Origin of the sequence: Calothrix sp. PCC 7507, from assembly GCF_000316575.1 — a bacterium.
Lineage (GTDB): Bacteria > Cyanobacteriota > Cyanobacteriia > Cyanobacteriales > Nostocaceae > Fortiea.
Genome location: NC_019682.1, coordinates 4,951,040 through 4,965,330 on the forward strand (window position 1 = coordinate 4,951,040; position 14,291 = coordinate 4,965,330).

10 protein-coding genes and 1 tRNA gene are annotated in these 14,291 nt (G+C 42.3%); 5 read left to right on the forward strand and 6 right to left on the reverse strand.

Going from position 1 to position 14,291, the window contains the following annotated elements:
• Positions 1-428 precede the first annotated feature (428 nt).
• Positions 429-1,946 (forward strand): hypothetical protein, encoded by a 1,518-nt coding sequence (locus tag CAL7507_RS21080; protein ID WP_015130522.1) that lies wholly within the window; start codon positions 429-431, stop codon positions 1,944-1,946.
• Between the two features lie 94 nt (positions 1,947-2,040).
• Here CAL7507_RS21080 and CAL7507_RS21085 read toward each other — a convergent pair whose 3' ends face one another.
• The gene (locus CAL7507_RS21085; RefSeq protein ID WP_015130523.1) at positions 2,041-2,742 is read right to left on the reverse strand and encodes a M23 family metallopeptidase; all 702 of its coding nucleotides are present in this window, start codon (positions 2,740-2,742) and stop codon (positions 2,041-2,043) included.
• Positions 2,743-3,280: 538 nt separating this feature from the next.
• On the opposite strand from CAL7507_RS21085, the gene CAL7507_RS21090 reads away from it, so the two are divergent.
• Positions 3,281-3,664 carry a hypothetical protein gene (locus CAL7507_RS21090; protein ID WP_015130524.1) on the forward strand — a complete coding sequence of 128 codons (384 nt, stop codon included), beginning with the start codon at positions 3,281-3,283 and terminating at the stop codon, positions 3,662-3,664.
• Positions 3,665-3,797: 133 nt separating this feature from the next.
• On the opposite strand, the gene CAL7507_RS21095 is transcribed toward CAL7507_RS21090, so the two are convergent.
• The gene (locus CAL7507_RS21095) at positions 3,798-5,078 is read right to left on the reverse strand and encodes a hypothetical protein (RefSeq protein ID WP_015130525.1); all 1,281 of its coding nucleotides are present in this window, start codon (positions 5,076-5,078) and stop codon (positions 3,798-3,800) included.
• A 296-nt stretch (positions 5,079-5,374) separates the two neighbouring features.
• Here CAL7507_RS21095 and petJ point away from each other — a divergent pair, with 296 nt between their 5' ends.
• Positions 5,375-5,719, forward strand: a complete 345-nt coding sequence (gene petJ / locus CAL7507_RS21100) for a cytochrome c6 PetJ (RefSeq protein WP_015130526.1) — start codon at positions 5,375-5,377, stop codon at positions 5,717-5,719.
• A 159-nt stretch (positions 5,720-5,878) separates the two neighbouring features.
• Here the strand turns inward: petJ and CAL7507_RS21105 are convergent, their stop codons facing one another.
• The gene (locus CAL7507_RS21105; protein ID WP_015130527.1) at positions 5,879-7,378 is read right to left on the reverse strand and encodes a hypothetical protein; all 1,500 of its coding nucleotides are present in this window, start codon (positions 7,376-7,378) and stop codon (positions 5,879-5,881) included.
• Between the two features lie 605 nt (positions 7,379-7,983).
• Between CAL7507_RS21105 and CAL7507_RS21110 the strand changes: the two genes are divergently transcribed.
• Entirely contained in the window at positions 7,984-8,643 is a 660-nt protein-coding gene (locus tag CAL7507_RS21110; RefSeq protein ID WP_015130528.1) for a cytochrome b N-terminal domain-containing protein, read from the forward strand.
• On the opposite strand, the gene CAL7507_RS21115 is transcribed toward CAL7507_RS21110, so the two are convergent.
• Positions 8,610-10,529, reverse strand: a complete 1,920-nt coding sequence (locus CAL7507_RS21115) for a sodium:proton antiporter (RefSeq protein WP_015130529.1) — start codon at positions 10,527-10,529, stop codon at positions 8,610-8,612. The two genes, CAL7507_RS21110 and CAL7507_RS21115, sit on opposite strands and share 34 nt — an antisense overlap.
• A gap of 368 nt (positions 10,530-10,897) precedes the next feature.
• On the opposite strand from CAL7507_RS21115, the gene CAL7507_RS21120 reads away from it, so the two are divergent.
• A tRNA-Glu gene (locus CAL7507_RS21120) sits at positions 10,898-10,970 on the forward strand.
• A gap of 102 nt (positions 10,971-11,072) precedes the next feature.
• On the opposite strand, the gene CAL7507_RS21125 is transcribed toward CAL7507_RS21120, so the two are convergent.
• Positions 11,073-11,681 (reverse strand): SRPBCC family protein, encoded by a 609-nt coding sequence (locus CAL7507_RS21125; protein ID WP_015130530.1) that lies wholly within the window; start codon positions 11,679-11,681, stop codon positions 11,073-11,075.
• Complete coding sequence (locus tag CAL7507_RS21130; RefSeq protein WP_015130531.1) at positions 11,650-13,683, reverse strand: GAF domain-containing protein; 2,034 nt, start codon at positions 13,681-13,683, stop codon at positions 11,650-11,652. The genes CAL7507_RS21125 and CAL7507_RS21130 overlap by 32 nt, the downstream gene beginning before the upstream one ends.
• Positions 13,684-14,291: the final 608 nt, after the last annotated feature.

The window sequence follows — 14,291 nt, forward strand, 5'->3', positions numbered from 1 at the left end:
CGAACCCCAACAAAAACGAGAGAATGTTGGGTTACCCTGCGGGAAGCCGCTCCGCGTCTACGCAAAGCCTCAACCCAACCTATGTCTAATGCACTATTTTAGTCTAGAAACGCTACTAGACTATTGAATATTCTGATATGTTTAAAAGCGGTCAGTTGATCGATATCAAAAAACATTAAACTGAGATGTAGGACTGGTATTTTATTTTTACATTCAGCGTAGATACGGGTTTTGTAAGGCAGTGCCTAGGCTGTTGACTTTGTAAGAAATTAGCTAAAAATTATCATGCAATTTTTGTGTTTACCGTAGGGGCATCGGCACTGCCGTGCCCTGATGACAACGTTAACTACGACTATGATTTTGTATGATGCATTTTGGGCTGAAAACCCTCAGAATAAACACCCTAGGCATAGCCCATCCTACAAATTATGTTTCTTACAGACGTAGCAAGCAAACTACGAGATTTAAACTTAGTTACAGAAGTAACCTATCAAGAGATAGCGCGCTTAATAGAACAAGGTGCAATTCAAAGTCGCTCCGCACTGCTGCGTCAACTTGAGCAAGACACAGTGAAACGTCTCCTTACTTCTTTAGGAATTGGAACTGGTGCTGCTGTTAACTTTGGTATTGCGGATTTAACAAATGAAATGCGTTCTGAGTTACTGAAGTTGGTGCATCAACTCAGAGAATCAGATGTTGTGAGTCAAGGTGTTTATGAAAAACTGCGAGGAGATATCGCATCTGGTGGTATCAGATTAGATGTGCAGTTATTTCAGAACGCTGCTTGGCAAATGGAGATTGAGCAGCAGTTACAACCAGAAGTACAGGAACCTTATCTTAAATCTTTGCGAACCGCTGGTGTACTGTCAAAAAAAGGTTATACTCGCTTGCTGCAAGACCTCAAGGGTGGGAAGATTCAGGATGATATCAAGTTCCTGAAGTACATCGATCGCGCTTTACTTTTCAACCTACATGATTACTCTTTAGATCCCTACGGCTACTTTCCTAAAATCCATACGACTATTGCCCAGATGCTCACTAAGACTGGCGTAGCAAACTTTACTTTTGAAAATTTTGCCCTAGAGCTTGTTAAAAGCTTAGATTATAACGGTGATGAGTCATATCAAGCGATCGCTTCAGTCAATATCAACGGAAAGCTGTATCAACAAAGCAGTTTTTATGCACCTGCAATAGATAACCAAGATTTTGTTGGACGTATCGAGAGTGAAGAATTTCTCCACTTGTTCAACAAGATTTTGCGAGATCAGGGTTCAGACTATCGACTATATGACATAAAAGCTGAGAGCGACTATTTAGGAATACCAGGGTTAGATCATTCCCGCTTTGGAGTCATCGCTTTAACAGAAAATCAAGCTAAAGCCTATTTTCAGCAAGAAGATTTTCGCCAAGAAGCACGGCTAACGACAGATTATATAGAAGAAATTCTCTCACTTTGGAAAAAAATCGAGTTGTTCAATCACCTCACAGAAGATCAGATTACTACAAGTCAGCAGAAAATAAGACAAAGCTACATCACCCATCCTCACGATTTGCTACAAGCTTTTGATAACTTGGTAGTTACAGTGGAATGGGAAAGCGGTAATGTAGACAATCCTTACCAAGAATTGACCTATGAGTTGGTTGCTGCATCGCGGGGAGCATTTGTACCAACTGATATTTCAAATGAATTTGATGGGAAAAATCAAACTGCTGCACAGTCCTTTACTCTCAATGACAAGCGATACAGCAGAAAATTTGAGTATAACAATGATTTTCTTGACCCGAAATTCTTCAGTTTTATACAACAGGTTGTTGAGCAAACAGTTTCCAATGGCAGATTTTATCCGCTTTATGAGGATTCTGAGGATATCGTTGGGTACATCTTTCTGACTAATGAGCAGCAACATGTACTCCAGTCACAAGGAGTTATAACGATTCTCAAATAAATGAAAGAAATGCACCAATTTAAATGAGTCAAAAAGAGGAAAAGTGGCAGAGAGAAGGGAGCAGGGTAAAACCCCATAAATAAAAGTTCTGCAACTAATAACCAGAATCATTAATAAATTTTGACTCTTGAATTATGACTTGCGATTGTTGATTATTAGCTCCTGACCCACCTCTTCTAGCAATTTGTTGCTGAGAAAACATTTCTCGCAAAACCATTGCTGGGTCTACATAGTTACTAGCATATTTCAGTCCCCAATGAAGATGAGGCCCGGTGGTACGTCCAGTCATTCCGACTCTACCGATTCTGGCTCCAGTGGGTATTTGTTGCCCTTCCCAAATTTGAATTCCAGCTGGGCGATCAATGAAATAACGACGACCTGATGCAGTACCAGCACTGCCTTCCATGTGACAATAAGTATGTTCCCACTCACCGGATTTAATGACGATATGAGTGCCGCAGGCTGTGCGATCGCCTATTTTAATAACTGTACCAGCCCACCAACTACGAATATAACTACCTTGCGGGGCGGCGATGTCTAAACCTCCGTGAAATTCCCAACCATCACCTCCAGTAGCAGAACGACGATAGCCAAATGCAGAGGTGTAAGCTTGAAAGTTTTCTACGGGAAACGAAGCGCCTAACCAACTGTTGCGTGTCTTGACATTTTTTGACTGAACTTCTCTAGCTATCGAAATTTCTGGCTTAGGTAATAAAGTAATTGAACTTACAAGACCTAATCCTAATGTTAATATTATGGTTCCAGAAAATATTATTCTTTGTCGCCGTTTAATCATTGTTGCTATTCCCCACTCCGATAAAAGTGTCAGTAAATCTTTGATTGGCTTAGTTTAATTTTTTGTAAAATTCTGTCATCAAGTCTAATAAATCTTTGATACCGCAATATCTTACGTCAGAATATTTTAAAGTCAAGTTATATAGCTAACAAAACTGTATTTTTGACTATCTAATTTGTATATTCAGGTATTAAAACTAAAAATCAGATAGTTAACAAAAATAAGCGCTTTTAATACATCTTTAGTAGACAAGTATAGTCGGGAATCAGCGTAGTCGTTAGATAGTAATTACGGATAAAGTAGCATTTGTTATTTAAAAGCTTTACATATTTGTACTGCAATACTGAGTATGTAAATACGTAAGTATGTTTGGCAGAAATTTCTCTTTGAGATAACTTGGGCTAACTTAGCAGTAAGATAGTTGCCAAGTTGTTAATATCCTGTTAACCTTTATGCTTAAATTTGCTTAAGAGGTTGCTATAGCCTCAATTTAGAAGCTCTAGAGCAAAATAGACTACTTGCAGGACTCCCACAAACTATGCTGAATGAAATTTTGCCTTTCCGTTTTGAATTGGACAAAATCGCGATCGCTGGAGCGAGTTTGTGGTCTTTGGCGCTATATTTAGCTTTTTCACCAGTCAGTGAATGGGTAATCGAGCAACTCAAGCGCTGGTTTAACTTTGCGGAGCGATCGCTTTACACCAGCCAATCAGAATTTGACAAAACTCGTCAAGCCAGGGAATCTCAAAACGCTTTTTATGCCTCCCTATTTAGCATCGTGCCTTTTTTGGTAACTGGTGCTTTATGTAACTGGTTTCTGGACATCAGCTTAGGCAACAGTTGGGGAATCAGCACCGGCATACTTGCTTGTATTGGTTCCGGTATTTATGAATTAGGACGGCGGGATGGTTCTTCTGATTAGTCAGGAGTCAGGAGTCAGGAGTCAAGGGAATAGGCAATAGGCAATAGGCAAGAGTCAAAAGTCAAAAGTCAAAAGGTTATTCTTCTAATGCCCAATGCCCAATGCCCAATGCCCCATGCCCAATCCCCAGTCCCTAATTATCAATTTCTTCGCTAACAATCTGTGCTAATTTCTGCGCTGCGCCTGCTTCGCCTCGGATGCTGAGTAGCTTGGCTCGGATCGCTGCCAATTTTTCTGGATGAGCCAAAAGGTCTAACACCATTTCCCCAACTTCTGCAGGCTGGAGTTGTCCTACAAGTTCTGGTACTACCTCTTCTTGTGCCCAGATATTAGGCCATGCTAATAAACCTTTGCGTCTGAGGAAAAACCAGTTAATTATTTTGGCAAAAGTGGTACCCACCCCTGGCAAGTTAGCCAATAACCCCGGTAAACCATCCCAAGAACGCATCGCATCAAGTTGTTGTGTTGGGAGTAAGACAATCATCGGTACTGCTAAAGCACCGAGTTCGGCAGTGTTAGCACCGACTGTAGTTAAACAGATACTACAGCGGGATAATAATTCATAGGCAGGGTTTTCTTGGTAAAGTTCTACCTCTACTCCTCTGTCTGTTTTCAGTTTGGAGTTACGAGTGCTTTCTTCTGGGGAAATCAAGGAAGCACTGCTAAAACCAAATGTTTGCACAAAAGGGTTTTTTCGGGGATCAGCAAAATTAGCTAAAGTTTGTAAATCCAAAGTTGGGGCGACAGGAATCACAAATTTAGTTTGGGGGTTTTTTGCGTGAATATATTCGGCGATCGCTAACATTAATGGTACTCCTTGGGCTAATTTTGCCGCTTTTGACCCTGGCAAAACGCCGATAATTTCAGTGTTGAGTGAAGAGTCAGGAGTTATGGCGAAATTTTTTACTTCATTTCCCTCTGTTTGAATCTGCGCTTCTACCATCAAATCGCCCACAACAGTAAATTTATGAGCATACTTTTGGGGAATCGGTTGAGCGACTTCGGGCTTCATGACACCAAAACGGTCAATTAAGCTGTGCCAACGGGCATTCCATTCGGCGTAGACTACTGTGCGATAGGCGAGTTTTTTGCCAATGACAACGGGGAAAATTTGATCCCCACCAAGGAAGACGACGACACCGAGACTTCTCCAATCCCAATTTTCAGCAGTCTTTCCCCAGAGCAAAAACTGCCAAAAATGCTCTGCTCCCTGGACTCTGTCTACTTCTGGATAAGAAAGGGCGATCGCTACTTCTTTCCCAGTCGCATTGGGGCAAGGAGATAATACAACGGAAATCCTGACAAGAGAACGATCATCACCTAGTTGTTGCCTTAGCGCCTTTACCACTGGACGCACCCAGGTTGTTACTTCCCCTGGACCATTGGAGAGGATCAGAATATCTACTGGAGTCATGAGTTAAGGGTGAAGATTTAGGGGTTATTAGTCAAGAGGCAAAGTATAATTTTGGCGTTAACGAAGTTCCTCCGTCAGGGGCTTGCTGCATCTGTTTTGCCTCTCCAAGCCATTAGTCAAGTGCCGACAAATTATTATAGTAGCTTTTGTACTTCACAGAAACTGCTGCTTCATGGGGTAGAGTACACATAGTGGTGAGCAAATGCATATTTCATTGCATTTTTAAGGCTTATAGCAGCCATAGAATAGTTACTGAAAATAGATTTCAGTTGCCGGAGTGTTGCGAGGAGAATGTCTTGAGAATACTTTTATTTATTCTGCTGTTAGCGATCGCTCTATTTAGATTTACATTCATTCTGCCAGCACTAGCCGCCGAAACAGCCAATGGTGCCAAAATCTTCAATGCTAACTGTTCTTCTTGCCATATAGGTGGTGGAAATATATTAATTAGCCAGAAAACCTTGACAAAAGAAGCATTATCAAAATATCTGGAAAATTATGATCAGGATTCTATTCAGGCAATTATCTATCAAGTACAAAACGGTAAAAATGCCATGCCTGCCTTTAAAAACAAGTTAAGCAATCAGGAAATTTTAGAGGTAGCTACTTACATTTTCCAACAAGCAGAACAAGGATGGTGAACTCCCTAACAAGCTGCAGGATATCCAGGAAAGGGTGTTAAGGCTGAAGTTGAGGTAGATATATGCTCAAAAGAAAAGGATGAATGATTAATAACATCATTCATCCTGCTTGATTGTTAAATTTGTTCTAATCTTCGACTAAAACCATCTGGAGGGTTTTTATTTCTTTTGATCAGAGCTTTCTTTTTGTTGTCTCAATTCGCGCAGTTGCTGGATTAGTTTTTTACCAGATTCAACAACGGTTACAGGCTCATCTTTTTTGTCATCAACCGCTGACGAAGGATTTTCTGTAGCTGTTGGTGTCGGTTCAGGCTGCTTGGTATTCACCACCGGATTAGACAACGGCTTAGTAGGCGTTGCTAAAACGGGTACTGGCTGCTTGTTCACCACTGGATTTGACAATGGTTTAGTCGCTGTTGGTGCAGGTTCAGGCTGCTTGGTATTCACCACCGGATTAGATAACGGCTTGGTAGGCGCCACTGGTGTGGGTGCTGGCGCTTGAGTAACTCCAGCATTTTTATTGCTATTGTTTTGAAACTGGAGTCTAAATGGGTAATAGCTAGTTTTGCTATGACCCTTGGGAGGATTGGCAGCAAAATACTCTCTGGCTTTTAATAGCAGATCGCTAGAAACTGACTTGTCTTGGAACTTAATTTCTAAAACCTTGCCGTCACCGTCTATCACTAAACCGCCTAATACCGTACCTTCAAGCCCTGCCTTGTCTGTAGAAATAGTATCACGGATAACAGTTTTTTCTTCCGCATTAGGGTAATCCTGCTGGACTGTTTTCCTGAGGTCTTCGTAGGAGTTTACCTGTGCGTTTGTAGGAGAAGTCGCCTGTTCTGTTGGCTTGAAGGGAAACTCATTAGATACCCTAGCCGTAGAATCCGGCTGCCATTGCGGTAAACTGTCTCTTCCTAAACTTAAGTTATCACCAGCTTGTGGAGTTTTGCCAATCTGAGCTATTAACTGTTCGTTTTGAGCAACTTCAGATCCATTATTTCCAGGCTGAGTTGTTTGTGCAGTGGGTTCAGCATTTGTTGGAGAGGAGTTGACATCAGGAGAATTCATTAACCCATCAGGTATTTTAGCTCCTGGCAAGGTCGGTAATTTGTCTATGGGCAGCGGCCTAGCGTCTCCCAGCTTTATGTCTCTATCATTAAAACGTGGCACTGATTGGGAGAATCTTCTGTTGACATTAAAACCAGAGGTATCAAATCGGAAGTTTCCCCTGGGAACTATCTGTAAAGACTGTCCTTTGGGTAATTGAGAAACTTGATATTGGTCAACTGATTTAGGGATTGGCGGTAGTACTAGCTGACTAGATGTAGGTGGTGGTGGTAATGGGGGTAAACTATTCGCCTGATCACCCAAATTAAAGGGAGGTACTTGGGATGGTAAGGGAAATTGTGATGCTATGGGTAATTGTGATTGTGGGGATGTATTTGTTTGAGGCAAGCGACTTTGGTCCGCTTGACTTAATTCCATGACTCCAACAGCTTTTGACGATGCTGAGTCTTTAGCTTTGTTAGAGTCTACAGGCATGAATGGCACAATCAACGCGATAGCACCGTGGATGCCAAGAGAGGCTATAGCTGCTATCCCGGTTGGCTGACTCAAGATTTCTGGTATGTTTTTTAGTAGGGAGACGTAAGACATAGCTGTTATCGTTCACTCGGCTCAGTTGCAATTGACTAGCAATATTATCTTTGGGGCTACTATGGCAAGAGATGCGTCCCTTGAAGAGTAATAACTTTCTATACTGGACTCACAAGGGCAAAACAGCCATTTTTCCCAGGTTTTCACTTTAAAAAAACGCAACATTATAGTTTAGGGTATCACCTAATGAATAGGCTATTGACAAAATTCTTACTTTTGATGTGTATCAACAAATTACTAAATTCATACTAATAACTTATGGTAGTTGCCCATTTAGGCGATCGCGTCGGCCTTAGTGCATAGACACCCGTAACCTAAGTTACCTATCTTGTTAGCTAACTGTTTTGTAGTGAGGCAGTCCCTTTGATAGATGTCAGGTTTGATCTTAGTAGATAACTTAATCTGATTCATCCTAGCATGTCAGCCTCTTTTCAGACTATTGACAATTTTCAGCGTTGAGACTACGCTACGCCGCTAATTTTTAATCTAGAGAAACTTCTCACTCCTGCTGCCTTATTTATCAGAGAAGTAAAATAACTTAATACTTCTTAGTTAAAATTGTCATATAAGTACGAATTTTTTAACTAAAAGAGAAAAGGTTAGCCATGCAAAGCACCCAATTAGATCGGATTTTGCGGCGACTAGCAACGATATTATCAGTCGTGATCCTTACCCTGAGCCTAATTAATGTCACAACTGGAGTTCTGCTGTCCTTTTATTACGAACCGACAGCAGGCGGTGCTTATCACGCCTTGAAAATGATTAATACGGAAGTAACCTACGGTTGGTTGTTCAAGACTGCCCATGATATCGCCGGGAACGGCGTAATTGCGATCGCCCTGATGCAAATTGTGGTGATGTTTTTAGGTCGGCAATTTCGCCAGAGTTGGCTGACTGCATGGATTAGTGGAATTTTATTTACCTTAAGTGCGATCGCTCTCGATTGGACAGAAATGATTCTCGGCTGGGATCAAGAAGGTTACTGGCGTTTCAACATTGAGCTAGGAACCATCGAAGCGATTCCCTTCATCGGCTCGCAACTGCGAGAAATTTTGACTGGTGGTGGAGCCATTAGCACCATAACGGTAGAACATCTTTACGCCATACACAGTTACATTATTTCCGCCGCCGTCATCATTCTCGCCATAGTACATTTGTCTGCTTTACTGTGGCAAGAACAACAAATGTATGCAGAAGCTTTAGCATCAAAACCCAGTGAAGGTGGCTTCATTCAACCACCAGCTGCTTCACTAGCAGAAAGTTGAGCTAATTTTGCCAGCGGGACTTCTTCCACTTCTGGTAATTTCTCTAGAGAGAGAGGAGTAGATTGAGTCGCACCAGATAACCGTTTTAAAAGATTAGGCCTAGGGTCATACAACAAGTAAATAATGCGATCGCCTACTTCCCACTCTTGAATTGCTGGCATAATCTGTAGGCGTTCCTCTCTCTCTAGCAATAAAGGTAGCAACACCCCAGTCCGGATTTTTTCTTGTATGTGTTCCTGTTGACTAGAAAATTCCGACTCATTTAGTGTCGTTGTCCCTAGCTTCACCCGTCCATCATTCAGATACTCATTCCACGTCTTCACGCCTAAGTCTGGGATAAAAGCCTGATTAACCTTACTATTGGCGCTCAAAGTAGCTTGGGGATCGCGGGGAAAAACAGCCAACACACGCGGCGGATTAAATTCCTCGGCGGCTCGTTGCGCCAAGACAAAATTCACCTCACCATTATTAGTCATCGCCAAAAAAGTTCCCATCGAGGCCAGTCCCGCCTCTTCCAAAACATCAGCATCCAATGCACTGCTAGCAATCACTCGCAAATTTTGAGCTTCAGCCTGGGGAAAAAATTCCGAGTCTGTGTCTATGATGACCACATTTTCTTCTCGTTCTTGAAAGAAGCGCGCAATCAAGAGGCTTAAAGGATTACAACCCACAATCACCGCTCCAGTCGCCTCTTTAGAGGTTATTTGCAGCAACTTAGCCACCCAGCCAGCGGTGAGTCCTTGACAGACAACCGTCATGATAATTGTTAAAAAAACCAGGGCTTTAATCGCATCACCACCGTTGATCCCACGCTGTGTCAGCAAAATTGCAAATAGAGAAGCCACAGAAGCAGAAACAATTCCTCTGGGAGCCACCCAGCTTAAAAATAGTTTCTGTCGCCAGTTGAGGTCACTATTCCACGTGCAGAAGAGAATGTTAATCGGGCGAACGACAAACATCAATACCAAAACAGTAAATAAACTCCCCCAACCCAAAGCAAACACACTAGCGATCGATAAATCAGCCGCTAACAGGATAAATAATACAGAAACGCTGAGAATTGTTAGCTGACCCTTAAAGCTGCGTAAAAGGCGTTCCTCTGGCACAGAAGAGTTAGCAAATACAACTCCAGCCACTACAGTTGTCATGACTCCTGATTCGCTGCGGATCGTCTGTGCCAAGGTAAACAGACCCCATAGCACTGCCAAGACTACCAGATTTTTCAACTCGAACGACAGAAAATTGGCGCGCTTAAAAATCAAGCTCATCAGATAGCCGCCAGCAGCACCAATCGCCGCCCCAACCCCCAAGCGCATTGCTAAACCAATGATGGCGTTGATGGGGTCAGTATCACCGTTCATAATTGTGTCTAAGACAACGAAAGCCAGAATTGCCCCGACTGGATCGATTAAAACCCCTTCTCCTTCCAGCAGCGTAGCCACTTGGCGATCCACATTGATTTGCTTAAGTAGGGGACTAATGACAGTTGGCCCCGTCACCACAACTATTGAAGCGTAAAGAAAAGCGATGTTCCACGGAAATTCACCCAACCAATGAGCCGCCATACTACCACCAAGTAGTGTGATCAGCGTTCCTTGGGTAACGAGCAATTGCAGACTAACTGAAACTCGACCCAACTCTTGCAGATCCAAGTTGAGTCCGCCTTCAAATAAAATTATTGCCGTTGCCAGAGCGACAATAACTTCCAGTCCTGTACCTAAGACATGGGGGTGTAAAAGGCCAATACCATCAGACCCCAGCAAAATGCCCAAAAGCAGCAGCAAAACAATGCTGGGTACACGCAAGTATGCAGCCAGCACCTGAGCGCTAATGCCTGTAACAACGGCGATTACCATCTGTAGGGTGATTTCAAAAGATGCTTCCATGTTGTAGATTTTGAGCGATTTATTTCAAAATCTTGTGTAAAGAATAGTAAATAATAACTCTACAGGGTACAACATCACACCTTTTGTCCCTTACTAAATTCAGAGCTTGATTCATACTTAGTTCTTGATAATACTCCATTTACAGCTATTTGCCAAACAGAAGTAACACTTGAGCATAATTAAGAGGCAGGGGGAGAAAAACTATTGCCTATTGCCCCAATCCTTCGTTCAAATGTCACGATTTTTAGTCATGATTAGCTAGCGATCGCTTCCGCCTTCAACCAATTTAGCCTCTACAATTTTTTTTTGGCGAAAGCTGTTGACATCAACGCAGAAATTCGCTAATTTATAGAAGGTCTGAATCCAATGCCCCCATCGTCTAGAGGCCTAGGACACCTCCCTTTCACGGAGGTAACGGGGATTCGAATTCCCCTGGGGGTACTAAAAAAGTAAAAGGTTTGTGTAAAACAAACCTTTTGTTTTGTAAAAATGAAGTTGTATCTACTGGATACGCAGAGTCCATATCATGCAACTTTATCTTGCTTACAACTGTACTACACGCTGATGAATTGCTAGAAGGTTTACATGCATGTCATTGGTGAGGCGCGGTTCAATGATTTTCAAGGGCATGGTGAGTTTAGGCCAAACCTGGATTGTGTAGCACAAATCAGTCCCAACTAGATCACCGAAGGAATAAGGCTTTAAACACCAGCTACCAGAAAAGCCCTTAAAATCTCCCTCGATCATCCGAAAATTAATTTCTTTGAGAAAGTATTCTTCCAAATCGAGAACTACACGCGCACAGAAGTTGAAGTTCAGTAAGCGCTGAGAACCTATTTGTTCTAGTCGAATACCGCCATCAGGATGCTCCAGCAGCCGACTCTTAATGAGATTAGGGATAAAATCAGCCAGAGCTTCATAATCTGTCAGCACCTGCCAGGTTTTTTCCACTGGTTGAGGAATTTTGATGCTGGCGCTGATTTGTCGCTGTCGTTCGGCGATTTTATCAATTTGGACAGTCACGGTAGGCAAGGCAACTGCATCAGTGTCAGAGTTACCTTGGGGGTTAGTTTCCTCACTAGCGGCTTTACCATTCAGATCCGCTGTGGTGTGATTTTTTTCAGTCACTTTCAGAATATGGTTTGCTTTCATCAGAAAACTGGGGGAGGGTGAGGGTAAAGCAAATTTCGCTCAAGTCGGAGTCTGAGATTTGCATACTCTTAACAGCGATCGCCCCATTCAAATGCTGTACTAAGGATTTAGCCAGAGCAAGACCCAAGCCAGTCCCTGGAGTCCAGCGTCCTTTACCACGACGGAACTTGTCAAAGATATAGGTCGCTTCTGCTTCAGAGATACCGCGTCCGATGTTTGTCACTTTAATAATAACTTGATCGGCGAGTTGATCAACTTGGTGAGTGGCCTGTAAATGAACGACACTTTCACGCTCAGAGTATTTACAAGCATTAGTTAATAACTCCTGGAGAATCCGGTCAAAACTTTCTACTTCGGTTTGCAGTTTTAACGGCTCATCTGGTAAATCTACTGTAATACTTAAGCCTTTATCTGCTAGCTTTTGAGAAAAAGCTGCGGTTAAATCTTGAATTCTGAGATTTAAATCAATACTTTGAAATTGTGGGGCTTCTTGCTGAGACTCTAGTTTCTGGAGTGTGAGTAAGTCATTAATCAGATTGATTTCCTTGGTACATTCTTGTTCGAGAATGTCAAAATACTTAGTCTGACGTTCTGGAGCGATTCCTGGTAGACGTAAGTTGCGGATTGACATTAGCATATTCGTCAGCGGGTAGCGCAGGCGATCGCTCATATTGCTCAAAAATTCATCTTTGAGTTCATTAAGTTCTCGTAGCTGCTCAACATATTGCCGCGTTCTCTCATGCAATTTGGCTTGTAGCTCCAAACTACTCTGTAGTTTCGCTGTCCGCTCATCTACCAAATTCTGAACTTGCCGTAATGTCTGTGATTGAATAATGGCATTGCTGACTTGGGCTGACACCATTTCCACAAGATTTAAGTCTGCCAGTTGCCAACTGCGAGCAACTGTTTGTTGTAACACCAAGAATCCTAAAACTTTACCTTGATTCTCCAATGGCATTAACAGCACCGCAGGCAACTTGTCAACCGCAAATAATGGGGCGGCTGTCAAGACCTCTTTTTGGTCTGTGTAGTCGTCGATAATTACTGGCTTTCCGGAGTCGGCAAAAACACGCTGGCATAAACCACAATCAGAAATAGCAAAAGACTTATCGTCTTTGGTGTCTGGCTGAGTAGTGGGGTAAATCTCTATATCTCTCGTCCATTCACCAATTACTGTGGCCTTTGCCTTGGGAATTTGTTTTTTCAGTCGAGTTCTAAATAATGGATCTGTATATTTGAGCAGTATGAGCAGACCCCGATCTGCTTGTAGAGACTCAGCAGTGGAGGCGATTACCAACTGGAGCATTTGGTTTAGCTCCAGGTTGCTGCGGCTCAGTATAGTTAATTGTTTGATCAGACTTTGATGTTGATTGCTTTTTTGTAAATATTGTTGTTGAGAAGCAATCAACTGTGATTGTGCTACTTGAGAAAAAGCGATCGCACAGGATGACTCAATAGCTTTGAGTAGTTGTTTTTCTGACTGACTCCAATCATAGGGTTGAAATTTAATCAGGCTGACTACCCCGTTATTCTTACCGCCAAATCGGGCGGGAATTGCCAAGACAGCTTTTATTGGTAGTGGTAAAGATTGACAACCCGTCACCAGACTTTTTTGAATAGTCGAAATGTCCTCGATAGTCAATGGTTCTGCTGCACATTGGACTACAGGTAAGTCCATAAGCAACTGTTCCATCGAGAAAATTTCGTCTAATTGTGGCAACCCTAGATACTTATCAGTACACCAATTAGCGATCGTTGCTTCACTAGATGCCTCACTTGTCACTGTAACTGAGCAGCAATCTACTTTGAATGCAACCCCTAGCAGCTGGGCCAGTTCTTGGAGCATAGATGCCGTTGCCGGTCTGTTAGCAATGATTTGGTTAATCTTTTGTACCAACTGCAGGGCTGGTTCTTCCTGATGCTGCATCAGCTTGATTTGGTATGTTTGTAGTCTATCTACATCATCTTGGTACTGTGACGGCGATGATAAACGCTTTTTCATTCCTGGCACGCTCTTGGATAACGACCCTATGTTATTTGCACCCAACTGCTTGGCTTATGGTGTACTGTTAGTTCTTCGTGATGCATCCTGATGAATTGCCAATCTTATATAGATAGTTTCTCTCACCTGTTATAGCCCTTTTCTATTGCAGATGACTAAGCTTCTGGTGTGTTAAACGGATTTCTACATAAATAACTAAGAGGACTGGGATATAGTAAAGCGCTTTAGCTAAATACTTTCTGGCTCAGACGTGTTGAGTTAATTTACTAACGTTTGACTTAGAATATCCTGTCTGTAACTATACATAAACCGTAATTTCTCTGTAATTACGGCAAAATCTCCGCAAATAGTCTCCGTGTTCACACGGTTATTTGCAGTCATGAACGTAATATTTTTTTCACAAAGTGTTACTTAGGTGCGCTACCCCGCTGTTTCTCTGGCTCAAAGAAAGATGTGATTCAACTAGAGTTCAGGAATGTTTGTGATAGCTGCTAAATATGGACAGTCAGGGATTCATGGGTTATTCTGGCTTAACTCCTATTCTTTGTAATCATTTACTTAATATGCGGATGGCTTTAGCCTGTCAAGAGTTGTTTGACCCCCTGTAG